The sequence below is a fragment of the Stenotrophomonas sp. YJH_SMC_81 genome, assembly GCF_059370875.1.
The window spans coordinates 1-26,966 of the sequence record NZ_JCAFUB010000014.1 but is presented as its reverse complement, the minus strand read 5'-3'; the positions used below and the strand labels follow the sequence as shown (position 1 = coordinate 26,966).

Annotated in this window: 23 protein-coding genes; 8 read left to right on the top strand and 15 right to left on the bottom strand. The window is 66.9% G+C overall.

Annotation, left to right across the window (positions count from 1 at the left end):
• Positions 1-18 precede the first annotated feature (18 nt).
• A complete protein-coding gene (locus tag AC5P8U_RS18850; RefSeq protein ID WP_447897241.1) occupies positions 19-1,476 on the top strand; it encodes a T6SS phospholipase effector Tle1-like catalytic domain-containing protein in 1,458 nt (485 codons plus the stop codon).
• 64 nt (positions 1,477-1,540) lie between these two features.
• On the opposite strand, the gene AC5P8U_RS18845 is transcribed toward AC5P8U_RS18850, so the two are convergent.
• The 7 genes from AC5P8U_RS18845 to AC5P8U_RS18815 all read right to left on the bottom strand — a co-directional run bounded on the left by AC5P8U_RS18845 (position 1,541) and on the right by AC5P8U_RS18815 (position 10,134).
• The gene (locus tag AC5P8U_RS18845) at positions 1,541-2,365 is read right to left on the bottom strand and encodes a ferritin-like domain-containing protein (protein WP_088496504.1); all 825 of its coding nucleotides are present in this window, start codon (positions 2,363-2,365) and stop codon (positions 1,541-1,543) included.
• A 9-nt stretch (positions 2,366-2,374) separates the two neighbouring features.
• Entirely contained in the window at positions 2,375-3,841 is a 1,467-nt protein-coding gene (purF, locus tag AC5P8U_RS18840; RefSeq protein ID WP_049414284.1) for an amidophosphoribosyltransferase, read from the bottom strand.
• Positions 3,842-3,871: 30 nt separating this feature from the next.
• Complete coding sequence (locus AC5P8U_RS18835; protein ID WP_072169155.1) at positions 3,872-4,651, bottom strand: CvpA family protein; 780 nt, start codon at positions 4,649-4,651, stop codon at positions 3,872-3,874.
• 46 nt (positions 4,652-4,697) lie between these two features.
• A complete protein-coding gene (locus AC5P8U_RS18830; protein WP_072169154.1) occupies positions 4,698-5,741 on the bottom strand; it encodes an SPOR domain-containing protein in 1,044 nt (347 codons plus the stop codon).
• A gap of 80 nt (positions 5,742-5,821) precedes the next feature.
• Complete coding sequence (folC, locus tag AC5P8U_RS18825) at positions 5,822-7,093, bottom strand: bifunctional tetrahydrofolate synthase/dihydrofolate synthase (protein WP_447897242.1); 1,272 nt, start codon at positions 7,091-7,093, stop codon at positions 5,822-5,824.
• A gap of 41 nt (positions 7,094-7,134) precedes the next feature.
• Positions 7,135-7,779: a histidine phosphatase family protein gene (locus AC5P8U_RS18820; protein ID WP_008268389.1), complete on the bottom strand. Its 645-nt coding sequence runs from the start codon at positions 7,777-7,779 to the stop codon at positions 7,135-7,137.
• Between the two features lie 192 nt (positions 7,780-7,971).
• A complete protein-coding gene (locus AC5P8U_RS18815; RefSeq protein ID WP_061480604.1) occupies positions 7,972-10,134 on the bottom strand; it encodes a S46 family peptidase in 2,163 nt (720 codons plus the stop codon).
• 373 nt (positions 10,135-10,507) lie between these two features.
• Here AC5P8U_RS18815 and tdh point away from each other — a divergent pair, with 373 nt between their 5' ends.
• Entirely contained in the window at positions 10,508-11,530 is a 1,023-nt protein-coding gene (gene tdh, locus AC5P8U_RS18810; RefSeq protein WP_005415442.1) for an L-threonine 3-dehydrogenase, read from the top strand.
• Between the two features lie 194 nt (positions 11,531-11,724).
• On the opposite strand, the gene AC5P8U_RS18805 is transcribed toward tdh, so the two are convergent.
• A complete protein-coding gene (locus tag AC5P8U_RS18805; RefSeq protein ID WP_353080127.1) occupies positions 11,725-12,420 on the bottom strand; it encodes a TorF family putative porin in 696 nt (231 codons plus the stop codon).
• 205 nt (positions 12,421-12,625) lie between these two features.
• Here AC5P8U_RS18805 and kbl point away from each other — a divergent pair, with 205 nt between their 5' ends.
• Positions 12,626-13,834 (top strand): glycine C-acetyltransferase, encoded by a 1,209-nt coding sequence (kbl, locus tag AC5P8U_RS18800; RefSeq protein ID WP_005415440.1) that lies wholly within the window; start codon positions 12,626-12,628, stop codon positions 13,832-13,834.
• 127 nt (positions 13,835-13,961) lie between these two features.
• On the opposite strand, the gene AC5P8U_RS18795 is transcribed toward kbl, so the two are convergent.
• From AC5P8U_RS18795 to AC5P8U_RS18780, 4 genes are all read right to left on the bottom strand, one after another.
• Complete coding sequence (locus AC5P8U_RS18795; protein WP_005415439.1) at positions 13,962-14,297, bottom strand: hypothetical protein; 336 nt, start codon at positions 14,295-14,297, stop codon at positions 13,962-13,964.
• 84 nt (positions 14,298-14,381) lie between these two features.
• A complete protein-coding gene (locus tag AC5P8U_RS18790; protein ID WP_425520601.1) occupies positions 14,382-15,188 on the bottom strand; it encodes a pseudouridine synthase in 807 nt (268 codons plus the stop codon).
• A 20-nt stretch (positions 15,189-15,208) separates the two neighbouring features.
• Positions 15,209-15,715, bottom strand: a complete 507-nt coding sequence (locus tag AC5P8U_RS18785; protein ID WP_005408235.1) for a hypothetical protein — start codon at positions 15,713-15,715, stop codon at positions 15,209-15,211.
• A gap of 218 nt (positions 15,716-15,933) precedes the next feature.
• The gene (locus tag AC5P8U_RS18780) at positions 15,934-17,025 is read right to left on the bottom strand and encodes an OmpA family protein (RefSeq protein WP_049416163.1); all 1,092 of its coding nucleotides are present in this window, start codon (positions 17,023-17,025) and stop codon (positions 15,934-15,936) included.
• Positions 17,026-17,382: 357 nt separating this feature from the next.
• Between AC5P8U_RS18780 and AC5P8U_RS18775 the strand changes: the two genes are divergently transcribed.
• The 5 genes from AC5P8U_RS18775 (at position 17,383) to AC5P8U_RS18755 (ending at position 22,847) form a co-directional block, all read left to right on the top strand.
• Positions 17,383-18,402: a zinc-binding alcohol dehydrogenase family protein gene (locus tag AC5P8U_RS18775; protein WP_072169151.1), complete on the top strand. Its 1,020-nt coding sequence runs from the start codon at positions 17,383-17,385 to the stop codon at positions 18,400-18,402.
• Positions 18,403-18,597: 195 nt separating this feature from the next.
• A complete protein-coding gene (yczE, locus tag AC5P8U_RS18770) occupies positions 18,598-19,230 on the top strand; it encodes a membrane protein YczE (RefSeq protein ID WP_227836573.1) in 633 nt (210 codons plus the stop codon).
• Positions 19,231-19,364: 134 nt separating this feature from the next.
• Positions 19,365-21,395, top strand: a complete 2,031-nt coding sequence (locus AC5P8U_RS18765) for an NADPH-dependent 2,4-dienoyl-CoA reductase (protein ID WP_188241227.1) — start codon at positions 19,365-19,367, stop codon at positions 21,393-21,395.
• Positions 21,396-21,692: 297 nt separating this feature from the next.
• Positions 21,693-22,151, top strand: a complete 459-nt coding sequence (locus AC5P8U_RS18760) for a cell wall hydrolase (protein ID WP_004154513.1) — start codon at positions 21,693-21,695, stop codon at positions 22,149-22,151.
• Between the two features lie 84 nt (positions 22,152-22,235).
• Positions 22,236-22,847, top strand: coding sequence for a glutathione S-transferase N-terminal domain-containing protein (locus AC5P8U_RS18755; protein WP_072169148.1), 612 nt, complete (start codon positions 22,236-22,238; stop codon positions 22,845-22,847).
• 75 nt (positions 22,848-22,922) lie between these two features.
• On the opposite strand, the gene AC5P8U_RS18750 is transcribed toward AC5P8U_RS18755, so the two are convergent.
• The 3 genes from AC5P8U_RS18750 to prpE form a co-directional block, all read right to left on the bottom strand.
• Positions 22,923-23,978: a suppressor of fused domain protein gene (locus tag AC5P8U_RS18750; RefSeq protein ID WP_072169147.1), complete on the bottom strand. Its 1,056-nt coding sequence runs from the start codon at positions 23,976-23,978 to the stop codon at positions 22,923-22,925.
• 46 nt (positions 23,979-24,024) lie between these two features.
• The gene (locus tag AC5P8U_RS18745) at positions 24,025-24,528 is read right to left on the bottom strand and encodes a hypothetical protein (RefSeq protein WP_005415431.1); all 504 of its coding nucleotides are present in this window, start codon (positions 24,526-24,528) and stop codon (positions 24,025-24,027) included.
• Between the two features lie 218 nt (positions 24,529-24,746).
• A complete protein-coding gene (gene prpE, locus AC5P8U_RS18740) occupies positions 24,747-26,627 on the bottom strand; it encodes a propionate--CoA ligase (RefSeq protein WP_269777712.1) in 1,881 nt (626 codons plus the stop codon).
• Between the last annotated feature and the right edge of the window lie 339 nt (positions 26,628-26,966).

Genomic DNA, 26,966 nt, shown 5'->3' with positions numbered 1-26,966 from the left:
CCACGACGGGGAATGCACATGGCACCATCGCAGGACACGGACGAAGAGGTCGGCTTGCTGCGGATCGGGCTGTTCTTCGATGGCACCCGCAACAACGCACACAACCTCGCCCGTGGCAGGCCCCAGCTGCCGCAACCGCGCCCGGCGCAGCTGCGTGCGGATGACGATTCGACCTACCAGAGCCGGTTGACCAGCAGCTACGACAATGGCCTGACCAACATCGCCCGCCTGCAGCAGCTGTACCCGGACAGCCGCAGCGGGACATCGGCGCGCCCCTCCCTGTCGATCTACGTGGAAGGTGTCGGTACCCGCGATGACGCCGACGACGACCTGATCGGACTGGCGTTCGGCATTGGCGCCAGCGGTGTGCGCGCCAAAGTGCAGCGCGCGCTGCAGCTGCTGCTGCCGGCGGCACTGGGTGCACTCGCTACGCGCTGGCAGCGACCACTGCGTGGCGTGCAGCTGGATCTGTTTGGCTTTTCACGGGGTGCGGCCGCCGCGCGCGATGTGGCCAACCAGTTGCAGGCCTGGGATCGCACCCGCTGGCGGCAGCTGTTGCAGGCCGCTGGCCTGTCCTGCACAACGGACTTCGCCCCGGCCGCTCCGCCGCTGCGCTTCATCGGCCTGTTCGACACGGTGGTTGCGGTCAGCGGTGGCCGCACCGACGAACAACTTCATCTCGCGCTGCATGCAGGCGTTGCCAGGCAAGTGCTGCAACTGAGCGCGCGTGACGAGCATCGCCAGCACTATCCATTGACCAGCGTGGCGCCAACGTTCACCGAGATCGCCCTGCCCGGCGTACACGCCAACATCGGCGGCGGCTACAACCAGCTCGAAGAAGGGCCCAAGCTGCTCAGTCGCCCGCGCCGGCAGCTGCTGCGCCGCCCGAGCGTGGCCGAGTACCAGACGCCACCGCTGGCGATCCTGCAGGCGACCACGGCCTACGCCGAGGCACAGGCCGACGCCGAGCGCTGGCGGCAGCAGTTGGGCCTGGACGAAAAGGAAGTCTGGGTGGATGTCTGGCACCAGTGGCAGCAACAGCGTCGCGCCGGCAGCCGCAGCGTAGTGCTGTCACCGGTGCTGTACGTGACGGCGGCCGTGGTGTTGCGCCGGCGCATCGACTGGCGCTACCAGCTGATCGCGCTTCAGGTAATGCAGCAGCATGCCATCGATGCCGGCGTGCAATGGACGGCCAATGCCAACGCGGTCCCCGGCTGGGAACTGCCGTCGGCCCTGCAACCGATCGCACGACGACTGGTGGCCGGACAGCCACTGACGCAAACGCAGGAGGCGCTGTTGCGACGGCGTTACCTGATGCAGTCGGCGCACTGGAACTTCGACGCGCTGGGCGACACCGCACTGACCTACGCTGCCGACGCCGGCGTCAGCGAGCTGCCGTACCGGCCGGGCCCCGGCCTGTTCTACATCAACCGGCCAACGGTGGATGGCAAGCGCGTGGTACTGCCGAACGCATGAAAAAGGGGACGGAGGGATCAAGTCGTTTTGGCACAAACGACTTGATCCCTCCGTCCCCTTTTCTTCAACCGGCCTGCTCGACCAGGTTGGCGAGTTCGTCCGCATCGAATCCGGCCAGCAGGCGCGCTTCCATGTTGAACGGCCCGTGCAGGTAGCCGCCGGCGTACTCCACCAGCAGCTCCTTGAAACGCGTGCGCGGCTCGACACCGGCGCGGTCGCAGTACCAGCGATACCAGCGCGAACCGGCGGCAACATGCGCCACTTCCTCACGCAGGATCACCTCCAGCACATCGGCGGTTTCGCCATCGCCGACATTGCGCAGCTTCTCGATCATGCCCGGGGTGACGTCAAGGCCACGCGCTTCCAGCACGCGCGGCACCAGCGCCATGCGCGCCAGGCCGTCATGCGCGGTCTTTTCGCACATTTCCCACAGACCGTTGTGTGCGGGGAAATCCGCATAGTCGTGGCCATGCACCTGCAGGCGCTCGCGCAGCAGCATGAAATGCCGCGATTCGTCATCGGCACAGCTGACCCAATCAGCATGGAACGCCGACGGCAGGCCCCGGAACCGGTACACCGCGTCCCAGGCCAGGTCGATCGCGTTGAGCTCGATATGGGCAATCGCGTGGATGAAGGCAGCCCGCCCTTCCACGCCACCCAGTCCACGCCGTGGCACCTCGCGCGGATGCACCAGCACCAGTCGTCCCGGACGACCCGGCATGCAGATCGGATCCGGCGGCGGCGCATCCGCGGCCACCTTCAGGCGGCCGGCACGGAACGCGGCCGCATACGCCTGGGTCAATGCGACCTTGTGCAGCGGATCGGCTTCAGCCAGGCACTGCTGCGCAGCGCGCAGCAGGTCGCCACCAACGTCGGGCACATCCACCACGCCTGATCCTCAGGCGCGGCGCTTGTGCTTGGCATCGTCCGAACGCAACTGCTGGATGCGCTCGAAGTAGCCCGGCTCGATACCGGTCGGGTAGTGGCCGTTGAAGCAGGACGAATCGAAGCTGCGCAGCGCCGGGTTGCCTTCGCTCACCGCCGCTTCCATGTCTTCCAGGTCCTGGTAGATCAGCCAGTCGCAGCCCAGGTGGGCCTCGATCTCTTCCACCGTGCGGTTGTGCGCGACCAGCTCTTCGGCCGCCGGCATGTCGATGCCGTAGATGTTCGGGTAACGCACCGGCGGCGCGGCGCTGGCCAGGTAGACCTTGCGCGCGCCGGCATCACGGGCCATCTGCACGATCTGCTGGCTGGTGGTGCCACGCACGATCGAATCGTCCACCAGCAGCACCACGCGGTTGCGGAACTCCAGGTGGATCGGGTTGAGCTTGCGGCGCACCGACTTCACGCGTTCACCCTGCCCCGGCATGATGAAGGTGCGGCCGATGTAGCGGTTCTTGATGAAGCCTTCGCGGTACTTCACCCCGAGCACATTGGAGATCTCCAGCGCGGCATCGCGCGAGGTATCCGGGATCGGGATGATGGTGTCGATGTCGTGGTCCGGGCGCAGGCGCAGGATCTTCTCGCCCAGCTTGATGCCCATGCGCATGCGTGCCTTGTGCACCGAGACGTTGTCGATCATCGAATCCGGGCGCGCGAAGTAGACGTATTCGAAGATGCATGGTGTGTGCTCGGCCGGCTCGGCGCAGATTTCCGAGAACAGCTCGCCGCGCGCGGTGATCACCAGCGCTTCGCCCGGCTGCACGTCACGCACGCGCTGGAAACCCAGCACGTCCAGCGCGGCCGATTCGGACGCCACGATGTACTCGTCGCCTTCTGCGTGGCTGCGCTTGCCCAGCACCAGCGGGCGGATGCCATGCGGGTCGCGGAAGGCCACCAGGCCCAGGCCCAGCACCACGCTGACCACTGCATAGCCGCCCTTGCAGCGGCGATGCACGCCGGCCACCGCGCGGATCGCGGCTTCCGGGCTGAGCTGGCGCTGCTGCTCCAGTTCGTAGGCGAACACGTTCAGCAGCACTTCGCTGTCCGAATCGGTGTTGACGTTGCGCCGGTCCTGTTCGAACACCTGCTGGCGCAGCGCCTCGGTGTTGATCAGGTTGCCGTTGTGGGCCAGCGCGATGCCGTAAGGCGAATTCACGTAGAACGGCTGTGCCTCGTCCATGCCTTCCGAACCTGCCGTCGGATAGCGCACGTGCGCGATGCCGACGCTGCCTTCCAGCGTGGACATGGTGCGGGCGTCGAACACATCGCGGACCAGGCCGGTGGCCTTCTGCACCCGCAGGCGGCTGCCATTGGCGGTGGCGATACCTGCCGCGTCCTGGCCGCGATGCTGGAGAACGGTCAAGCCGTCATACAACTGCCCGGCGACGTTCTGGTTGCCGACGATTCCGACGATGCCACACATGGTGCGAGGTCTCCGCTGGGCTGTGCCCAGTTACAAGGAAGGTGGCCGTACCTGGCCGCGGTGGTCGCCGCGCCTGCGGTCGACATTGGCCGGATCGTCCGGCTCGATACTGTCCGGCAGTGCTGGGGCGTCCGGGCGCACTTCGGCCGGATCGTATGCATCGCCCTGTTCCGCTTTCGCGGGCCGCAGCCATCCGCCGCCCGCCACTACCTGGTTGAGGATGCCATTATCGCCTGCCCCGCCCGGCTTTCCCAACCCGGCGCCTGCGTTCTTCCCCAATTCCATCAATGCAGATGGGGACAGCATGTCGGTCGGCAAGGCCTTGGGCAGCATATCGGCGCCCGGTACCTGCCAGCGCGGCAGCTTCCCGTTCATCCAGGTCACGGCCGGATTCAGCACCGGGCGAACCGCCGAGCGCTTCCAGGAGGGCTCGGCAGTCAGCGGGGTGAAGCCGGCCAGCAGCACCAGGATCGCCGCGATCAGGCCACCTCGCACGGCCCCCAGTACACCGCCCAGCAACCGGTCCAGGCTGGTCAGCATGCTGCGGTGGATCATCGCCTTGATGACCATGCCGATCACCGCGACCACGATCATCACGCCGATGCCCACGCCCAGGTAGCCGCCGACGAAATGTTCGCCGCCAGGTGCGGCGGGCGCCGCCCACCAGCGCGCGGCATCGTTGCCGAAGGCGAAGGCCGCCCATGCGGCCAGCAGCCACGACAACGTGCCGATGACGATTCCCACGAAGCCACGCAGCATCCCGAGCAGCGTCGAGGCGGCGATCACGATCAGCAGCACCACGTCGATCATGGCGCCCCGCTCCTTCGGCGGCGCTGGCAACGGGCCTGCGCGTCGGTCATGGGTGCGGTCGGACCATGCCGGCGACGCCAACCTTGGCGGCGACCTGCGCCTTCAGCTGTTCGGCGTCAGCCCGGTTGGCCACCGGTCCGACACGGACGCGATGCAGGGTGCCCTTTTCGGTACGCACCTGCTCGACGAAGGCGCTGAAGCCGGCAGCACGGACCTTGTCACGCAGCGCATTGGCATCGCTGGCCTGACCGAACGCGCCCAGCTGCACGGCGAAGCCGACGCCGCTGGCCGCCGGTGCAGCCGGCGTGGTCGGCGCCGTCACCGGCTTGCTGGCGGTGGCCTCCGGCTTCGGCTCGGGCTTCGGGGTTTCGGGCTTCGGCGCCGGCTTCGGCGGCTCGGGCTTGGCCGCCGGAGTGGCCGTCGCAGTCGGCGTACTCGGCGGCAGGCTTTCGCTGCGCACCGGGTTGCTGCTGGCGGACGGCGAGGTGGCTGCGGACGGGGTACTGGCGCTTGGCGTAGCCGGTGCCGGGGTAGCTGCCACCGGGGCGCTACTGCCCGTTGCGGCATCCAGGGTGATCACTTCGGCCTTCACATCGGCGCGGATCTTCACCGCCTGCAGCCGGGCCGCCTCGGCCTGTGCACGGTCGGCATACGGCCCCACGCGCACACGCCATGCCTGACGGCCGTTGATGGTAGTCGCTTCTGCGAAGCCCGGCAGCTGCGAGCGCTGCAGGTAGGCGATCACGGCATCGGCGTCGGCCTTGCTGCCGTAGGCGCCGAAAGTGACGGCGTAGTTGCCGGCGGCAACCGCCGGGGACGTGTCCACGGTCGGCGGCGTGGCCGGCGTGGCGGCCTCCTGCAGCGGCTTGGCCTGCCCGGTCTGCAGGCCGGTAGCCCCACCGGCCGGGGCCACCAGCGGCAGTTCACGGGTTTCGAACTGGCCATCGGCCGGTGCATCCGGCGCGGCGATCGGCACCGAGGCCACGCCGCTGTCCGGTGCAGGCCCCTTGACCAGCATCGGCAGGAAAATCACGGCCAGTGCAACCAGCACGATGGCACCAATCAGACGCTGTTTCAGAGGCGTATCCACGTGAGGCGGCAACTGTCCGGAGGTTGCGGTCGATTATACGGGTGCCGGACCGGACGGCGTCGGGATTGGCTGAACGTGGCTCAGGCGCTGCCCTGCAACCACTGCAACGCGGCGGCAGCGGTATGGAAGGAGCCAAACACCAGTACGCGGTCACCGCGCTCGGCCCGGGCCAGTACCTGTGCCAGCGCCTGTTCGACCGAAGCGGCCAGCTGCGCGCTGCCAGCAGCGGTCTCGGCCAGGCGCGCCTGCAACTGGGCGGCACTCTGGCCACGCGGGCCGTCCAGGCCGGCAAGGGTCCACTCGCCAACCACGCCCTGCAATGCCTGCACCACACCCGCCGCGTCCTTGTCCTGCAATGCGGCATACACCGCCAGGGTGCGCCCGGCCGACGCCTCGGCCTTCAGCGCGCGCGCCAGCTGGCCCGCCGCCTGCGGGTTATGCCCGACGTCGACGCGGATCTGCACACCGCCACGCTCGAACGCCTGCAGGCGGCCCGGAATGCGCGCCGCCGCGATACCGGCGGCCCACGCCGCGCGCGGCACCGGCTTGTCCAGCGCGCGCAGCGCGGCGATGGCCGCACCGGCATTGGCCAGCTGGATCGGGCCGGCCAGCGCCGGGGTCGGCAGTTCCATGCGCAGGCCAACGTCCCGCCAGCGCCAGCGCTGGGCGTCGATCGGCTCGTAGAAGTAATCGCTGCCGCCGCGGATCGCGTTGGCACCGACCAGGTAGGCACGTGCGAGCACGCTCGAGGGCGGGTCGGTCTCACCCAGGATCACCGGCTTCCAGCCACGGATGATGCCGGCCTTCTCGGTGCCGATCGCCTCGCGGTCCTCGCCCAGCCATTCGGCGTGGTCGATGTCCACGGTGGTGATCACCGCCACATCGGCATCGACGATGTTGACCGCATCCAGGCGGCCGCCCAGGCCCACTTCCAGCACCGCCAGGTCCAGCCCGGCGTCGGCGAACAGCTGCAGCGCAGCCAGCGTGCCGTACTCGAAATAGGTCAGCGTGGTCTCGCCACGCGCGGCCTCGACCGCACTGAACGCAGCGACCAGCGCGGCATCGTCCACGTCCTGGCCGTCGATGCGCACGCGCTCGTTGTAGCGCAGCAGGTGCGGCGAGGTGTACGCACCCACCTTCCAGCCGGCGGCACGTGCAATGGCTTCGATGAAGGCCACGGTGGAGCCCTTGCCGTTGGTGCCACCGACCACGATGGTGCGCTTGGCCGGCGTCCCCAGGCCCATCGCCGTGGCCACGGCGCGCACGCGCTCCAGGCCCATGTCGATGCTCGCCGGGTGCTGGCGTTCAATGTAGTCCAGCCAGTCGGCCAGGGTGGTCGGGGTGTTCGTCACGGCAGCGGTTCCAGCAGAAGCAGTTGGTGCGAGGGGATCGATCAGAGTGCGCGGTGCTTGGCTTCGCCGAAGAACGGCGTGTGGTGGGCGCAGTCGTTCAGGCGCACCACTTCCAGGCTGTCAAGGTCGGCGCCTTCGAGCAGGTTGAGCGTGGTCGGTGCCTGGCGGAAGGTCCACAGGCGGGAGATCGGCAGGCCCAGCACCTTGCACAGGATCACGCGGTTCACCGCGTCATGGGCGACCACCAGCAGGGTGTCGTGCTCGCCGAGGCCCTCGGTGGCGCGGGCCAGGCCGCGCCAGCTGCGCTCCAGCACCAGGCGCAGCGATTCGCCGCCGGGCATCAGCACGGTATCCGGCTCCTCGCGCCAGGCCTGCAGGCGCGACGGATCCTTCTCATGGATCTCGCTGGCCAGCAGCCCTTCCCATTCGCCGTGGGCGATTTCCTGCAGTTCCGGCTCGGTCAGCAGCATGTCGGCACGGGCGGCGCCAAGCGCCAGCTGCGCGGTGCGCTGCGCGCGCGACAGCGGCGAAGCGACGGCACGGGTAATGTCGACCGAGGCCAGGCGGGCACCCAGTGCCTGGGCCTGGGCTTCGCCGATCGGCGACAGCGGGATGTCGATCTGGCCCTGATAGCGGCCTTCGGCGTTCCACGGCGTTTCACCGTGGCGGGCAAGCAGGATGCGCATGCGTGCAAGGGGTCCTGGGGGGGAGGAGGTTCCCGCGTTTCGTTCACATCCTGTGAAGTGCGCGGAACACGGATGATACCTGTTCGGCGCGCCGGGTCGGGGCGGGCATGAAAAAACCCCGCGACGTGGGTCGCGGGGTTTCGAAAACTCCGGCTGTCTGGTCGAGGTTGCCGGCCAGCGGCCGGCACTACCTTACTTCGCCAGGTTCAGTTCCTTCAGCAGCTGCGGCGCCGGCGCCACTTCCTGCATGATCCACTGCATGTAGCGGCTGTCGACGGCGATCATGCGGGTCATCACCGGGTCGAACACCCAGTTGGAGCTGACCGATTCCCAGTTGCCGTCGAATGCCAGGCCGACCAGCCTGCCGTTGGCGTCCAGCACCGGCGAACCCGAGTTGCCGCCGGTGATGTCCAGGTTGGACAGGAAGTTCACCGGCACCGAGCCGATGCGCTTGTCTTCCAGGCCGCCATAACGCTTGGCCTTGACCGCGTCGAGCAGCGCCTTCGGCGAATCGAACGGATCTTCACCGGTTTCCTTCGCCGCCACGCCTTCCAGGGTGGTGAACGGGGTGTACTTCACGCCGTCCTTGCCGTAGCCCATGACGTTGCCGAAGGTGATGCGCAGCGACAGGTTGGCGTCCGGGTAGACGAACTCGCCCTGGCTCTTCTTGTAGTCGGCCACGGCCTGCAGGTACAGCGGACGCGCGGTCAGCGATTCACCTTCGCGGATCTTCTTCTGCTCTTCCTGCTTCAGCAGTGCCGGCATGACAGCCACGGCGTACTGGATGGCCGGATCGCTGCTGGCTTCAAACGCGGCACGGTCGGCCTTGAACCACTTCAGGCGTGCGTCCAGGCTGCCGAGCTCGGTACCCGACAGCTTGCCCACCAGCGCCTTGACTGCGTTGGCATCGCTGCCGGCCAGCCACTTGTTCAGCACTTCATTGTCGCGCTGCGCGGCCGGCAGGGCCACGTACTGCTCCAGCCAGTAGGCCTGCAGCTGCTGGTCCATCTTCGCCACGTAGCGGCGGTCCATCTGCTTCAGGCCACCTTCAATGGTGGTCAGGTCGCGTTCCTGGTAACCGGCTTCGCGCTCGGCATCCGGCTTGCTGCGCTCGATCGACAGACGGTACAGGGTGATTGCAGCGCCAACGGCCGAGGTGTTGTTGAACTGGCCGACGAACAGGTCGCGTTCGCGGGTCGACTTGCTGGTATCCAGATGCTTGAGCAGCTGCGCATGTGCGGCCAGCGCCGGCTTGCCGGCAGCGCCCTGCTTCTTCAGCCACGCCAGCACGGCGGCTTCTTCCGCCTGTTTCTGGCCGGCGGCATCGATGCGCTTGAAGCCCTCCAGCTGACCCAGGTAGTTCTTGGCCACGTTGTTCATGCTGGCGGCGGTGGCGGCGTACTTCACCTTGACATCGGCGTCGGCCTTGCCGGCGTCGGCGATCATCTTCAGCACCGCGTTGTAGTGCTTGGCGATGGTCGGGTAGGTGAAGCTGGCGGTTTCGTTGAACTCGCCGGCCAGCGCGTAGCGGTTGGTGCGGCCCGGGTAGCCGGCCACCATCACGAAGTCATCGGCGCCCAGCGGCTGGTCGGCGAACTTCAGGAAGTGCTTGGGCTGGTACGGCACGTTGTCGGCGGCGAAGGCGGCCGGCTTGCCATCCTTGCCGACGTAGGCGCGGTAGAACGAGAAATCGCCGGTGTGGCGCGGCCACATCCAGTTGTCGACGTCGCCGCCGAACTTGCCGACGCTGCCCGGGGGCGCGTAGACCAGGCGCACGTCCTTGATTTCCATGTTGCGGAACAGGCGATAGGTGTTGCCGCCGGAGAAGCTGTACAGGCGGCAGCGGAAGCCGGCATCGGCTTCACAGGCGGCAACCTGGGCCTTGTCGAAGGCGTCCAGCGCGCGACTGCGGGCCAGCGGGTCGTTGCCGGCGGCGGCGATGGCGGCCTTGGCCTGGGCGGTGACGTCGGTGATCTGGTCGAGCACGAACACGCGGGCGTTCGGGCCGGCGCTCAGTTCATCCTTCAGGGTCGGCGCGTTGAAGCCGTCCTTGATCAGGTTCTTCTGCGCGGTCGAATTGAGCTGGATGGCGCCATACGCGCAGTGGTGGTTGGTGACCACCAGGCCCTGCGGCGAGACGAAGCTGGCGGTGCAGCCACCCAGCGCAACCACCGCACCCATCGGGTCACCGGTCAGGTTGGCCAGCTGCTCCGGGGACAGCTTCAGGCCGGCCTTCTGCAGCGGCCCGGCGATTTCCGGCAGCTGCTGCGGCACCCACATGCCTTCTGCGGCGTGGGCGACCTGGACCAGCCCAAGGCTGGCGACGATGGAAAATGCAAGCAGGTTCGAGCGCATGGAGCGGCCCCTGGTAGTGGAACCCTCGATTGTAGCCCGCCGCCCTGCCCCGGCCCGAACCCCGGAAGTCATGGGCCTGCTTCTTGCTCTGCGCACATCGGCCGCGCACACGGAATCGTCCAGAGGGGGCGTGGTCACCCTGCCCGGGACTGTTGGCGCCATGGATGGGCTTTTGCGTGTCCCGGCCAGGGTGACCACGCCCCCTCCCCCCGGAATCAGGGAGGCGCTGCTGTTTGCAGTACGTTCGAAACGCCCGCCGGCGCACGCCTTTCGTTCCGCCAAAGCACCCGCAGCGCAACATGGGAAATCCGCGCGGCACCCTATAATCCGCGCTTTCCCCCTGATGAGTTCCACCCCGATGGCGCAGCAAACGATGAAGGCCCTGGTCAAGCGCGAAGCAGCCAAGGGCATCTGGATGGAAGAGGTTCCGGTGCCGACTCCGGGCCCCAACCAGGTGTTGATCAAGCTCGAGAAGACCGCGATCTGCGGTACCGACCTGCACATCTACCTGTGGGACGAGTGGAGCCAGCGCACGATCAAGCCGGGCCTGACCATCGGCCATGAATTCGTCGGTCGCATTGCCGAAATCGGCCCGGGCGTGACCGGCTACGAGATCGGCCAGCGCGTCTCGGCCGAAGGCCACATCGTCTGCGGCCACTGCCGCAACTGCCGTGGCGGCCGCCCGCACCTGTGCCCGAACACCGTCGGCATCGGCGTCAACGTCAATGGTGCCTTTGCCGAATACATGGTGATGCCGGCCAGCAACCTGTGGCCGATCCCGGACCAGATCCCGTCGGAGCTGGCCGCGTTCTTCGACCCGTACGGCAACGCTGCGCACTGCGCACTGGAATTCGACGTGATCGGTGAGGACGTGCTGATCACCGGCGCGGGCCCGATCGGCATCATCGCCGCCGGCATCTGCAAGCACATCGGTGCGCGCAACGTGGTGGTGACCGACGTCAACGACTTCCGCCTGAAGCTGGCCGCCGACATGGGTGCCACCCGCGTGGTCAACGTCGCCAACCAGTCGCTGAAGGACGTGATGAAGGAACTGCACATGGAGGGCTTCGATGTGGGCCTGGAAATGAGCGGCAACCCGCGTGCGTTCAACGACATGCTCGACTGCATGTACCACGGTGGCAAGATCGCCATGCTGGGCATCATGCCCAAGGGTGCCGGCTGCGACTGGGACAAGATCATCTTCAAGGGCCTGACCGTGCAAGGCATCTACGGCCGCAAGATGTATGAGACCTGGTACAAGATGACCCAGCTGGTGCTGTCCGGCTTCCCGCTCGGCAAGGTGATGACCCACCAGCTGCCTATCGACGACTTCCAGAAGGGCTTCGACCTGATGGAAGAAGGCAAGGCCGGCAAGGTCGTGCTCAGCTGGAACTGATTCACCGTGCCCTCGGCACGTTGAATCAGTCCGCGCATGTTTCCTTATCCCCGCGCCATTGGCGCGCCCCCTTGAACAACAAGGGGGCTCTCCCCCGGATGGGATCAAGAACACTGCGGAATTGAAAAAGGCGCCCGATGGGCGCCTTTTTCGTAAAGCATGCCAGGCAAGCCTGGCACCTACCGAAGCAAGGGTTACTTGCCGACGGCCACGGTCAGCAGCACGCGGCTGTGTGCCAGCTTGCCCGAGTTGTCACGGCCATTGCCGTCGGTACCGTAGTAGCCCAGGCCGACGTTGAACAGGCCGAACTGGCGGCTGACGCCGACGTTCCAGTCGGTGTAGTCCTTGGCCAGGCCCTTCTCGAAGCTGCTGCGGCCGACATTGGCGTTGAGGGTGAAGTCACGCGGCAGGCCCCACTGGCCGCCGACACCGTAGTACCAACCGTCGGTGCCGCTGTTCCACTGGTCATTGGTGTAGGCCACGGTCAGCTTGTAGGTCTCATCCAGCGTGGTGGTGGTCACCAGCTCGTTGTAGTTCTGGTTGCTGGCACCGATGTAGGTATAGCGGTTCAGCAGCACATCGAAGTTGACGCGCGGGGTGACGTCCACGCCGTAACCGATCTGGTAGTCGACCTCGGTGTTCGGGTCGCCCGGACCAAAGTCCACGCCCGACCCCCAGATACCGGCATACAGACCTACCGGCGAGGTGTAGGTGAAACCGGCCTGCAGGGTCGGCTTTTCGTCGGTCTGCGAGACACCACGGAACAGGTAGTCCGACACGGCGGTGACGTTCCAGCTGTACGGCGATTCGTTTTCCTGGGCACTGGCGGCGAACGGGGCAGCCAGGGTCAAGGCAGCGGCAATGGCGAGGCAGGCACGGGCGTGCTTCATGAGCGTCTCCGGTGGGGGCGGTGGCGTGGAAGGCCGAGGGCGGGCGTATCGGCCGGAACGGGACAGCTCCGGTTCACGAATTTTTAACCACTTTGCTATTGCGATGCAACATGCGCCGGCCGTGGCGATGCCCCGCCCGGGCCGGTCGGCAAGCGGCGATGCCCGTTAGAATCAGCGGTTTCCCGTTCAGAGCCGTGCCCACGCCATGACCGACGCCTCCTCCGCCCTGACCCGCCACTACGCCGAGGAACTGGACGCCATCCGCGCCCAGGGCCTGTTCAAGTCCGAGCGGATCATCACCAGCCCGCAGTCGGCCGAGATCACCCTCGACGACGGCCGCAAGGTGCTGAATTTCTGTGCCAACAACTACCTGGGACTGGCCGACCATCCGGACCTGATCCAGGCCGCCAAGGACGCACTCGATACCCACGGCTTCGGCATGGCCTCGGTGCGCTTCATCTGCGGCACGCAGGACCTGCACAAGCAGCTGGAAAAGCAGATCGCCGACTTCTTCGGCAAGCAGGACACCATCCTGTACGCGGCCTGCTTCGACGCCAACGGCGGCCTGTTCGAGCCGCTGCTTGGCGAGAACGACGCGATCATTTCCGATGCACTGAACCATGCTTCGATCATCGACGGCGTGCGTCTGTGCAAGGCCAAGCGCTTCCGCTACGCCAACTGTGACATGGCCGATCTGGAAGCCCAGCTGCAGGCCGCCGATGCCGCCGGCTGCAAGACCAAGCTGATCACCACCGACGGCGTGTTCTCGATGGATGGCTTCATCGCGCCGCTGGACGAGATCACCGCGCTGGCAAAGAAGTACAACGCCCTGGTGCACATCGACGAATGTCACGCCACCGGCTTCCTTGGCGCCACCGGCCGCGGCTCGGCCGAAGTGAAGGGGGTACTGGAGAAGATCGACATCATCACCGGCACTCTGGGCAAGGCCATGGGTGGCGCACTGGGCGGCTTCACCTGCGCCAGCGCCGAGGTGATCGAACTGCTGCGCCAGCGCTCGCGCCCGTACCTGTTCTCCAACTCGCTGCCGCCGCACGTGGTGGCCGCAGGCATCAAGGCGTTCGAAATGCTGGCGGCCGCTGACGACCTGCGCAGCACCCTGGCCGAAAACACCGCCTACTTCCGCGAAAAGATGACCGCCGCCGGTTTCGACGTGAAGCCGGGCGTGCATCCGATCAGCCCGGTGATGCTGTATGACGCACCGTTGGCGCAGAAGTTCGCCGAGCGCCTGCTGGAAGAAGGCATCTACGCCATCGGCTTCTTCTTCCCGGTGGTACCCAAGGGCCAGGCCCGCATCCGTACCCAGATCAGCGCCGCGCACAGCCGCGAGCACCTGGACCGGGCGATTGATGCGTTCACCCGCATTGGTGTCGAACTGGGCGTGGTCAAGGGCTGATCATGGCCGGGGTCGGATCCCTTTCCGCAGGAAAGGGCTCTGACCCCGCACGGTCAAAGCGTGCCGACCAAGGTCGGCACCTACCGGAGCCTGATGACGTGCCGACCAGGGTCGGCACCCACGGGCGTCACTTCTTTTTCTTCTTGCCCTTCGGCTCTTCCTTGCTGGCAACCACTACCGGCTTGGCGGCAGCGTCCTGGCCATTGCCCTTGGCAACGCGGATGCCGTTGGCCTTCATCCAGGCATCGAACTCATCGGCGGTCATCTTCTTGTCGCCGTTGCTCATCAGGAAGCGGTAACTGCCGCGACCATCCAGCTCCGGGGTTTTCACTTCCACCACCGGGGTCTCGGCAGGCGTTTCCGCCTTGGCCACCTTCTTGTGGCCGCCGCAGGCGGCCAGCAGCACCATCGGCAGCAGCAGGCCTGCACAGCGCAGGGTTTGATTGAGGGTCGGGTGGTACATGGCAGGCTCCGTTCGGGAAAGTCGACAGCCAGGCGCCCCCTACGCCTGGAACGGCGGCCGGCAACTGCCGGCCACGGGCGATGATCAGCCCGGTGCAGCGGCCCCCAGCCGCTGCTGGTCGCTGACCTGCAGAACCCGCCACTGGCCCTTGCCGAGATCGCCGAGCAGCAGCCCACCGATCGCGACCCGGACCAGGCGCAGCACCTGCAGGTCGAAGGCCGCCAACAGGCGGCGGATATGGCGGTTGCGGCCCTCGTCGAGGACCACCTCCAGCCATGCGGTCTTGTCGCCACTGCGCAGTACGCGCACGGCACAGGCGGCGAGGAGCTCGCCCGCGTCTTCGACACCGGCGCGCAGCGCGGCCAGGGTGTCCTCATCGGGCAGACGATCCACCTGCACGTGATAGGTCTTCTGCGGGCCGGTCTCCGGATCGGTCAGGTGCGCCGCCCACTGCGGATCATTGCTGAACAACAGCAAGCCTTCGCTGGCCTTGTCCAGGCGCCCGACCGGCGCGATCCACGGCAGGCCGGCACCATCGAAGCAGCGATACACGGTGTCGCGACCACGCTCGTCCTGCGCCGTGGTGACCACCCCGCGCGGCTTGTTGAGCATCAGGTACAGGCGCTGCGGCGCCCCCATCGGCTGGCCGTCGACCTCGATCGGCGGGGGCGGACTGGCAATCGGGAACTCGGGATCACGAACGATGCGGCCGGACACGCGCACGCGGCCCTCGGCGATCCAGCGCGCGGCCTCGCTGCGCGAGCACACGCCGGCCTTGGACAGTATGCGCGCCAGGCCATGGCGCACGCCACTGGTGACATTCGGAGTCGCACGCCCACGCGGTGCGCGGGAGCGGGCGGCGGGGGCGGCAGGTGGGCGGCGCGGGCGCAAGCCTCTGCTCCCCGCGGCGCTTACTTCTTGTCGACCGGCTTGGTCTCAGCCGGTGCTTCGGCCGGGGCCGGAGTGGCGGCCGGAGCCGGACGCGCCTTGACCACGCGAACACCGCGCGCCTTCATCCAGGCGTCGAACTCTTCGGCGGTCATGCGCTTGCCGTTCTGGCTCATGTCGAAGCGCCAGGGCGTGTTGTCGAATTCGGTCTGCGGCTTATAGGCCGCCGGATCGTTCGGCTTCACCGCCGGTGCGCTCGGAATGGCCTTGGCGATGTTCTGGCAGCCGTCGATGCGCAGGCGCTGCAGCACCTGGTCCAGCGACTGCGACGGGTCGTAGTTGCTGCTCAGCACACCGGCCGGCATGCCCAGCTGGTTGCCACGGATGTACAGCTCGTCGGCCACCGGCGCGATGGTCGTGGCCGGCAACGGCAGCGGCGAGGCGCTGGTGTTGACCGAGCAATCGACCGCAGCGTGGGCGGCGGGAACCAGGGCCAGCGCCAGGACGGCGGCCGATGCAGAGCGCAGCATGAGGGGCATCCACGGAAGGAAGTGACGCGGCGAGTTTAGCAATGCCGTGTCAGCTTTCAAGCGCCACTTTCAATGAATACGACAACTTATTGGTTTTACGGACAAAAAGACGACGAACGGTCGCCTTGCCGGGTCACAGGCGAGCTTCCTGGCCGCAGAAACAACAAGACCCGGCCGAAGCCGGGTCCTGCTGTGTCCTACGGGCAGAGCGTCAGAACTTAGTTCTGGACGTTCAGCTCGGTACGACGGTTCTTGGCGCGACCTTCCGGGTTGTCCGAACCATCCGGGTTGGTGTTCGGAGCAATCGGACGGCTCTCGCCGTAGCCGATCGGGCCGACCAGGCGACCGGCGTCAACGCCGTTCTTGGTCAGGTAGTTGTACACGGCGGTAGCACGACGCTCCGACAGCTTCTGGTTGTAAGCGTCGGTACCCTTCGAGTCGGTGTGACCGGCAACTTCAACGCGCAGATCCGGGTAACGCTTCAGGATCTCGGTGGCTTCGCTCAGGATCGCCACAGCGTCCGGACGCAGGTTCGACTTGTCGAAGTCGAAGTTGACGCCCTTCAGGTCGATGGAGACCGGAACCGGGCAACCGTCCGGACCGATGGTCTGACCCGGCTGCGAGTTCGGGCACTTGTCGTCGCAGTTGTTGACGCCGTCACCGTCGTCGTCCAGGTCGGCGCAGCTCGGGGCAACCGGAGCCGGAGCCGGAGCAGCCGCGACCGGAGCCGGGCCCAGCGGGATCACGACGCCGACCGAAGCCAGCACGTCGCCGAACCAGCTCTCGTCACGTGCGGCGATGCTCTGGTCGTCGAAGTCAGCGCGGTAGGCCACTTCGGCGCGGACAGCAACACGCTTCTCGAAGGTGGTCTGCAGGCCGACGCCCAGCTTGGCGGCAACATTGCCGTCCTTACGCTGGCGCGGGCCGTTGTTGTCGAGCGCAGCGTACTCTTCTTCCGACTTCTGGTAGCCCAGGCCACCGACGATGTACGGGTTCCAGCCGCGGCCTTCCTTGATGAAGTGGCGACGCAGGTCCAGCGAGACGCCGTACTGCGACCAGTTCAGGTCCTGGTTGCTGTCGAAGTTCGGGTTCTGGTAGTTCAGCTCACCGTCCAGCGACCAGTTCGGGCTGATGAACTTACCCAGGCCCAGAGTCACGAACGGAGCGTCATTGGTCAGACGGTCGCTGTCCTGGAAGTTGAAGCCGGCCGAACCGGTCAGGTACCAGCGGTCATCGAACTCCTGCGCCGAAGCTGCCTGGGCGAAAGCCAGGCCGCCCAGCAGCGCGGCAGTAAGGATCTTCTTGTTCATTGAGTACAGCTCCTATTTCGGGGGTATGAAACCGGTAGAGGCATGGGCCAGCACTAGTGCGTCGATGTTCGACAGCCGATTCAGCACGCCACCGCCGCGAACATTATGCTCAGGCGGGTGAAGGCCATGTTAACAGTCCCGTAACATGTGAAGTGTTGCGCCCGACCGTCCACCGGTCCGACGTTGAAACCCTATACAGGATGATGAAAATCCGCAAGACCCACACGCTGCAAGGGTTTGACGGGGTTTAGGCGCGAGAAGCGACATATTGCGCAACGTGCTGCATCACACGGTTCAGCGCGTCTGAGGAAACGTGAGGAACCTTATGATGGGATCACGAACCCAGCCGGAGCCGTGATGAAAGCCGTCGCCCTGAGTCGTGAATACGCGCCCGCCCTGCGTGATGTCCTGCTGCCGCCGCCGCTGCCTCCTCGCGGTCGCGATCTGCTGGTGCGGATCGAAGCGGTTTCGGTCAACCCCGTCGATGGCAAGCAGCGGGCCGCCACCGATCCGGCCACCCTTGAGGTTCCCCGGGTGCTCGGCTGGGACGCAGCCGGCGTGGTCGAAGCCATCGGTGACGAGGCCAGCCTGTTCGCCTCCGGTGACGAGGTCTACTTCGCCGGTGACGTTACCCGGCCGGGCTGCAACGCCCAGTACCAGTGGGTTGATGAGCGCCTGGTCGCGCGCAAGCCGACCACGCTCGATTTCGCTGAAGCGGCGGCGCTGCCGTTGACCACTCTCACAGCCTGGGAACTGCTGTTCCAGCGCATGCCGCTGCAGCTCGATGGCCGCCGCCACGTGGGCCAGCACCTGCTGGTGATCGGCGGCGCCGGCGGCGTCGGCTCGATGGCGATCCAGCTGGCACGCCATGCCGGTTTCGAGGTGATCGCCACCGCCTCGCGCGAGGCCTCAATCGAGTGGTGCCGGCAGATGGGGGCCACGCATGTGATCGACCATCGGCAGCCACTGCAGCCCCAGTTGCGGGCGCTGGGCATCGATGCGGTGCAGGTCGCGCTCAATCTGGCCGACACCGACCACTACTGGGATGAACTGGGCCAGCTGCTGGCACCGCAGGGCCACGTCGGCCTGATCGTCGAGCCGCGGGGTGCGCTGCGCATCGGCGATCCCTACAAGGCCAAATGCATCGGCATCCACTGGGAATTCATGTTCGCGCGTTCGCGCTTCGCCACCGCCGACTGTATCGAACAGCACCGCATCCTCAGCCGTGCGGCCAGCATGATCGATGCCGGCCAGCTGCGTGGCACGCTCAAGGAAACGCTGGGCACGATCAATGCGGCCAACCTGGACATCGCGCATCAGCGCCTGGCCAGCGGGCGCACGGTAGGCAAGCTGGCGCTGGTCGGCTGGGACGACTGACGCGGTGATGTAGAGCCGAGCCCACGCTCGGCTGCTGTGCCTGCCGCCACCCGCAGAGCACGGGCTCGGCCCTGCACAACCGCCCGCATGCAGGATCGACGCTACCTGTAGCGGCGGATTGGCCGGCATCTGTATCTATGGATGATGCAGAAACAGCGATACGGTGGAAACAGATCCCCCCCCGCCCGGACCGCCATGCCCACCGCCATGCCCTTGCGCCTGCTGCAATTGATCACCGGCCTGTTCCTGTACGGCTTCGGTGCCTCGCTGATGATCCGTGCCGCCATCGGCGTGGCACCCTGGGATGTGCTGTCGCAGGGCATCGCTGCGCAGACGCCACTGTCATTCGGCCTGGCAACCAATGCCATCGGTGCATTGGTGCTCCTGCTGTGGTGGCCGCTGCGGCAGAAGCCGGGCGTCGGCACCGTGCTCAACGTGATGCTGATCGGCCCCTCCGCACAGTTCGGGCTGTGGCTGCTGCCGCCGGCCGTCGGCCTTGGCTGGCAGCTGGCGATGTTCTGTGCCGGCATGCTGCTGGTGGCGCTGGCCACCGGCCTGTACATCGGTGCCCGCCTTGGCCCGGGGCCACGCGATGGCCTGATGACCGGTCTGCATGCCCGTACCGGCTGGCCGATCTGGAAGGTGCGCAGCCTGATCGAAGGCAGCGTACTGCTGCTGGGCTGGTGCCTGGGCGGCAATGTCGGCCTCGGCACCCTCGCCTTCGCCCTGCTGATCGGGCCGCTGTGCGGAATGACGCTGGGCTGGTTCGGGATCGGTCGGCCCGCTCCGGTTGTGCCGGCCGCTGGCCGGCAACCGCAATCGCCCTGAGTTGACCGGAGTGCCGGCCAGCGGCCGGCACTGCCAAACCGTCAGACAGCGGCCACCCCTTCCAAAGAAGCGGCCCTTGCCCCGGCCGCCGTTTCGCGGCACGCTTCGCGCTTCCGTACGCAAGCGTATCGACCATGTCGCCAGCCAACGAAAGCGCCTATCCCCACCTGTTCGCCCCGCTGGACCTGGGCTTCACCCAGCTGCGCAACCGCGTATTGATGGGTTCGATGCACACCGGCCTGGAAGATCGCGCCCGCGACTTCCCGCGGCTGGCGGCCTACTTCGCCGAGCGCGCCGAGGGCGGCGTCGGCCTGATCGTCACCGGCGGCTTCGCGCCCAATGTGGTCGGTTGGCTGAAGCCATTCGGTGGCAAGCTGTCCTGGCCCTGGGAAGTGCGGCCGCACCGCCAGCTCACCGCCGCCGCGCACCAGCACGGCGCGAAAATCTGCCTGCAGCTGCTGCATGCCGGGCGCTATGCCTACCACCCGTTGTCGGTGGCACCGTCGAAGCTGAAGGCACCGATCAACCCGTTCACCCCGCGCGCATTGTCGGCCAGCGGCGTAGAGCGCCATATCGCCGACTACGCTCGCAGTGCCAAGCTGGCCCGCGAGGCCGGCTACGACGGCGTGGAAGTGATGGGCTCGGAGGGCTACCTCATCAACGAGTTCATCGCCCCGCGCACCAACAAGCGCGCCGATGCCTGGGGCGGCGACGCGCGCCAGCGCATGCGCTTCGCGGTCGAGATCGTGCGCCGCATCCGCGAGGCCTGCGGCCCGGACTTCATCATCATCTACCGCCTGTCACTGGTGGATCTGGTCGACGACGGCAGCGACTGGGACGAGATCGTTCAGCAGGCGCAGGCGATCGAGGCGGCTGGCGCAACGATCATCAATTCCGGCATCGGCTGGCACGAAGCGCGCATTCCGACCATCGCCACCTCGGTGCCGCGCGCGGCCTTTGCCGGCGTCACCGCCAAGCTCAAGCCGCATGTGAAGGTACCGCTGGTGGCGACCAACCGCATCAACATGCCCGACGTTGCCGAACGCATCCTGGCCGGTGGCGGCGCCGACATGGTGTCGCTGGCACGCCCGCTGCTGGCCGACCCGCAGTGGCCGAACAAGGCCCGTGCCGGCCGCGCGGAGGCGATCAACACCTGCATCGCCTGCAACCAGGCCTGCCTGGACCACGTGTTCGAGAACAAGCTGGCCAGCTGCCTGGTCAATCCGCGCGCCGCCCACGAGACCGAGCTGGTCTATCGTCCCACGGCTACGCCGAAGAAGGTCGCGGTGGTCGGTGCCGGCCCCGCCGGCCTGGCCTGCGCCACTGTCGCTGCCCAGCGTGGCCACCAGGTCACCCTGTTCGATGCCAATGATGAGATCGGCGGCCAGTTCAACGTGGCCAAGCGCATCCCTGGCAAGGAAGAGTTCCACGAGACCCTGCGCTACTTCCGCCACGCGCTGCAGGAGACCGGCGTACAGCTGCGCCTGGGTACCCGCGTCGACGCTTCCCAACTGGCTGGCTTCGACGAGGTGGTGCTGGCCACCGGCATCACCCCGCGCAAGGTCGATTTCCCCGGTGCCGATCACGCCAAGGTGGTGAGCTACCTGGACGTGCTGCTGGGACGGGTCGAAGTGGGCGCCAATGCGGCGATCATCGGCGCCGGCGGCATCGGCTTCGATGTCGGCGAATTCCTCAGCCACGCCGGTGAATCCCCCTCGCTGGATCCGCAGCGCTGGATGGCCGAATGGGGCGTGGATGCCAGCTTCGAGGCACGCGGCTCGCTGGGCCGGCCCGAGGTCGAGCCGTCACCGCGGCGCTTGTGGCTGCTGCAGCGCAGCCCGGGCAAGCCGGGCGCGCGGCTGGGCAAGACCACCGGCTGGATCCATCGCGCCACGCTGAAGGCCAAGGGCGTGCGCATGCTCGGTGGCGTCGAGTACCTGGGGGTGGACGACGAGGGCCTGCGCATCCGCGTGGACGGCAGCGAACAGCTGCTGCCGGTCGACCATGTGGTGATCTGCGCCGGGCAGGAACCGAACCGCACGCTGCAGGCCGAACTGCAGGCGGCCGGCATCAACGCGCAGCTGATCGGTGGTGCCGACGTGGCCGCCGAACTCGATGCGAAACGCGCCATCGACCAGGGCAGCCGGGTCGCCGCCGCGCTCTGATGAGCGCCTGAATGGGTGACGGAATGTGATTTCCGTCACCCCGGTTGAACCTGAATGTCAAGCCGAGCGGTTCATGATGCGTTCGGCTACGCCCCCCTACCTTGCGCCATCTTTCCGCTCACCAGCCAGTTTCCGGTGAGCCGGCGCAGTCCCCACGATCGGTACTGATCGTTTCTTTTGGGGCTGCCCACGGGGCGGCCCCGATGGCCGCCTCCCCATGACGCCAAGCCGTCCCCCGCCTCCTGTCGCCCCGCGGCCGGAACCGGAGGGTGCGGCCCATACGGAGCAAGGAGTTATATGAAACTGGCCTGGATTCTCTGGCTGTCGCAGTTGTTGCCTCAGCCGGCCGCTGATTCACTGTGTTTGAGCACCACCGTCTACCTGGAAGCCCGCGACCAGACCCTGCGCGGCCAGCAGGCTGTTGCCGAGGTCGCCCTGCGCCGTCTCGACAGTGGCCTGTGGGGCGACTCGATGTGCCAGGTGGTCACCGCGCGCAAGCAGTTCGCACCGACCATCGTCTCCCCCGGCACCCAGCTGGGCAATGACGCGGCGTGGAGCGAAGCGATGAACGTGGCCTTCGACGCCGAGCGCAACTGGGCGCTGCCGGCCGGCGAACGCCGCGAGATCGTGCCCGGTGCCAGCCACTTCGCCGCGCTGTCCATCGCCAGCCCGAACTGGCGCAACGCCTACCAGGTGGCGACCATCGGCGATCACACCTTCTACAAGGTGCAGAACCTCAAGCCGCGGCAGTCGTAACGATCCGTGCTGGCGGCAGCGTTGCCGGCCGCCGCCGGGCTCTGGGATAGTGGGCGTTTCCCGCCCGCATCACCTGGAGTTCCCATGAAGCTGTACAGCAAGCCCGGTGCCTGTTCCACCGCCGACCACATCGCCCTGCAGTGGACCGGCCAGCCGTTCGAGGTTGAACTGCTGAACAAGGACACCCTGAAGGGTCCGGAATTCCTCAAGATCAATCCGGCCGGTGCCGTTCCCGCACTGGTCGACGGCGACTTCGTGCTGCTGCAGAACGCCGCGATCATGGGCTACATCGCCGACCGCTTCCCGCAGGCCGGCCTCGGCGGTGACGGCAGTCCGCGCCAGCGCGCCGAAGCCACCCGCTGGCTGGCCTTCGTCAATTCCGACGTGCACCCGGCCTTCTCGCCGCTGTTCGCGCCGGGCAAGTTCATCGCCGACGAGAGCCAGTACGACGCGATCCGCGCCGCCGCGCACAAGCGCCTGCGTAGCCTGTTCGAGACCGCTGACAGGCAGCTGGCCGACAAGCCCTGGCTGGCCGGCTTCCGCAGCTTCGCCGACCCGTACTTCTACATCACCCTGCGCTGGGCCGCCGGTACCAAGGTTGATCTGTCCGGCCTGGACAACCTGGCCGCCTACAAGGCACGCATGGACGCCGATGCCGGCGTGCAGGCCGCGCTGAAGGCCGAAGGCCTGGCCTGACGCCACCGGCTACCAAGCGGGGTCGGATCCGTCTGCGCAGCAGGCGGTTCTGACCCTTCGGCTCCAACGGGGTGATCAGCCGATCTGGCGGATCACTTCGCCCTTGGCATCGCGCAGATAGGTCGGCACCACGTCGATGCGCAGCGCCTCCGTCAACGGGTAGATGCCACGTTCGGCACGCACGCCGGCCAGGGCCCGCAGCCCCGCCTCGCTCAGCGCCCAGCGCGCGCTGTCCGCCGACAGTTCGCCCACGTCGCCATGCCCGGCTGGAATGAACGCCCATTGCCGCTCGCGACCGACCAGTTCCAGCGACTTTCCGTGGCGCAGGCGCAGCGGTAGCAGTTCGCACACGCTGGCGACCTGGCCCGCGCCGAGCACCAGCGTGGTGACGCCCGCCTCCTGCCGCCAGTCCAACGTCTCGACGAACAGCATGCCGGTGCTGGAGCCCTCGCGCTCGCTGCCGGCCCTCACCCGTTCGGCCAATGCCGGATCTTCCAGCAGGTTGCCGCGATGCAGGTCGCTGACCCACAGCGGCATTGCCGGCTGCAGTGCCTGCAGCACGCCACGTGTCGACCAGCGCTTGACCGCCTCCATCTCCTCATCGGTCAGCCCGACCAGCTGCAGGAACTGCAGGTGGCCATTGGCGGTGTCGCGTGCCGGCAACTGCGGGTCGGCAATGAAGGCCAAGTGGCACAACCGCGTGTCGGTCTCCAGTGCGATCGGGCCGTTCGCATTCAGATGGTGGCCATCCTCGAACACGTTGCCGCTGCCGAACACATAGCGCGCCAGGTTCTGCAGCAGGTTCATCGGCCACACCGGCGGCGTGCTGTCGGCGTTCTCAGCGGCTTCGGCAGCAAGACGGAACGTCAGCTCGAAACCATAGCCGCTGGCGGCAGCATCACTGCTCTCCTTGGCATACAGCTCGGAGAAACCGTAGGTGATGTAGTGCCAATGCGGAACCGGCGCATCCGCCCAGTACACGCTGATGCCATCCAGCGGATCCTGGCCGCCGAGCGTGTAGGGAAGCGCGGTGCCGTAGTGTCGCGGCTCCTGCCCGGCATACAGCGGCGCCAGCGCCGCATTGATCGCGTCCCAGCCGGGGGTGTCGGTGTCATCGTGGTCGTCCTGCACGCGGGACTCCTTGTGGGAAAGTGAACCGATCACTTTACGCGGTGGCTCAGGCCTGCACGACCTCTTTGCCAGCGTTTACTACGGCGGACTGGGTTTCCTGCCACCAGCGCTGGGCCAGCGCCGGGCTGCGCGCCTTGCCCACCGCCGCCAGCAGTTCCGGGCACAGGCGTTCCAGCGCCAGCGCATCGGTGCAGCGTTCGATCTTCAACTGCATGAAGTAGCCCTTCAGCCCCAGATGGCGCCGCACCGCCTCGCTCATCGCGTCGTACAACTGCTGGTACAGCGCCGGGTCCTGTTCGCGGCCGGTGCTGATGCCACGCGCCGGAGCGGCCTCTACGCTCCCGCCGATCACCTCGATCAGTCCCTGTGCGGCCAGCTGCTCCAGTGCATCCGGAGGTGCGCGCAGGCCATCGAACAGGCCGCGCAGTTCGGTGTCATCGCGATGGCCATCGACCATCAGCAGGATTGAACGCAGTGCCGCCGGCAGGCGCCGGCCACGGTCTTCGATTTCCTGACGGCCAGCAGCCGTCTTGGCGTGCAGCAATGCCATTGCCTCCCCCTCCCTTGATGCGCCATGCCAGCGTGCCGTGTGCGGGCACGCCCCCCTTATTGCCATCCCCGGGCGGCGCGCGCGTTCCCCGGCGCGCACCGCGTGTTGCAGGTCGATGACAGGCCGAGCTTAGCGCAAGTGCCGCGGGTAGTGCCGTCCGCTGGCCGGCAACCTCGGGATTGACGGGGGGGGGCCGGCCAGCGGCCGGCGCTACCGGATCAACGGCCCAGCGCGCGGCGGATCTCCTCCAGCGCGCTGGGGTCGTCCAGCGTCGACAGGTCGCCCGGGTCGCGCTGCTCGGCCAACGCCTGCAACGAGCGCCGCAGCAGCTTGCCCGAACGGGTCTTGGGCAGCGCATTGACCACGTGCACATGCGCCGGGCGCGCGACCGCACCAAGCGAAGTCGTCACCGTCGCCATCATCTCGGCCACCACCGGCGCCGGATCCTCGCCCTCAAGCCCCTGCTTGAGGGTGACGAACACCAGCGGCACCTGCCCCTTCAGCTCGTCCTTGACCCCGATCACGGCAGCCTCGGCCACGCGCGGGTGGCTGGAGATGGCCTCCTCGATCTCGCGCGTACCCAGACGATGCCCGGCCACGTTGATCACATCGTCGGTACGGCCGAGGATGAAGGTATAGCCATCGTCATCGCGGATCGCCCAGTCCAGCGAGCTGTACAGCAGTTCCTTGAAGTGGCTGAAGTAGCTCTGCAGGAATCGGTTGTCGTCGTTCCACACCGTGCTCATGCAACCCGGCGGCAAGGGCGGCGACACCACCAGCACGCCCTTCTGCCCCGGCGCCACTTCCTCGCCGGTGTTCTCGTCGATCACCTTCATCCGATAGCCGAGATTGGGGAAGCCCGGTGAACCGAAGCGCACCGGCTTCATCTCCAGGCCCGGCAGCAGGGTCAGTGCCGGCCAGCCGGTTTCGGTCTGCCAGTAGTTGTCGATGATCGGCTTGCCCAGCGCTTCGCTGATCCAGTGCGCGGTGGGTTCGTCCAGCGGCTCGCCGGCCAGGAACAGGTACTTCAGGGCGCTCAGGTCGTGGCGATGGATGAAGTCCGCGTCGTGCTTCTTCAGCACGCGGATGGCGGTGGGTGAGGAGAACATGGTGCGCACGTTGTACTGTTCGCACAGCGCCCACCAGATGCCCGGGTCCGGATTCGTCGGCAGCCCCTCGTACAGCAACGAGGTGCAGCCACCGATCAGCGGGCCGTACACGTTGTACGAGTGGCCCACCGCCCAGCCGACGTCGGAAGTGGAGAACATCACCTGGCCCGGCTTGCAGTCGAACACGGTCTCCATCGACTGCGCCATCGCCACCGCGTAACCACCGACATCGCGCTGCACGCCCTTCGGCTTGCCGGTGGTGCCGGAGGTGTACAGCAGGTAGCTCGGCTCGCTCGCTTCAAGCCACTGCACCGGCACATCGACTTCACCAACCTGTGCACGCAGCGCGGCGTAGTCCACGTCGCGACCCGGCACGCGGGGTTCGGCGGCATCCAGCCCACGCGAGACGATCAGCACGTGTGGCGGAGGCGACGCCGCTTCGGCGCAGGCCGCGTCGACCATCGGCTTGTACGGAATCAGCTTGCCACCGCGCATGCCGGCATCCGCTGCGATCAGCAACTTCGGCTTCGCATCGTCGATGCGCAGCGCCAGGTTGTGCGCGGCGAAGCCACCGAACACTACCGAGTGCACCGCACCGATGCGCGCGCAGGCCAGCATCGCGAACACGGCTTCGGCCATGTTCGGCATGTAGATCACCACGCGGTCACCGTGGCCGACGCCGAGATGCTTGAGCACGGCGGCGAAGTCGTTCACTTCGCGATACAGCTGGCGATAGGTGATCTCGCGGGTGCTGTTGGTTTCGGTGGAAATCGCAACCAGCGCGAGCTGGTCGGCGCGCGTTGCCAGGTGGCGGTCGACGGCGTTGTAGCAGAGATTGGTTTCACCACCGACGAACCAGCGCCGGAACGGCGGGTTGCTGTAATCGAGCACCTGCTGCGGCGGTTTGTGCCAATGGATGCGCTTGGCTTCCTCGCCCCAGAACGCCTCCGGCTCGTCGATCGAGCGACGGTAGGTTTCCTCGTAGTTCATGACGCAGCCCTCCCAGACAAAGTCATGGGTTCGAGGATAGTCCGGCGCTGGCGCGCGGGCCGCCCTACCTTGGTAGGGGGGTGGGTTTTTCATGCAGGGCTGCGCCCTGCACTTGCAGAAGCCGAAGCAACAGCAGAAGCTGGCTTACTGAGGGATGGCGGGGCGGGTCCGGTGGCGGGAGACGCCGTAAACCCGTCCGTGAAGTGACCCCCGGGAGTTGGACATCAGATCCAACCCCGAGGGATACATGAACAGATACGACGCGCGTTTCAAACTGCAGGTCGCCAAAGAGGCCTGCAAGACCTCCACATCGGTCAAAGCCGTTGCTCGTCGCTACGG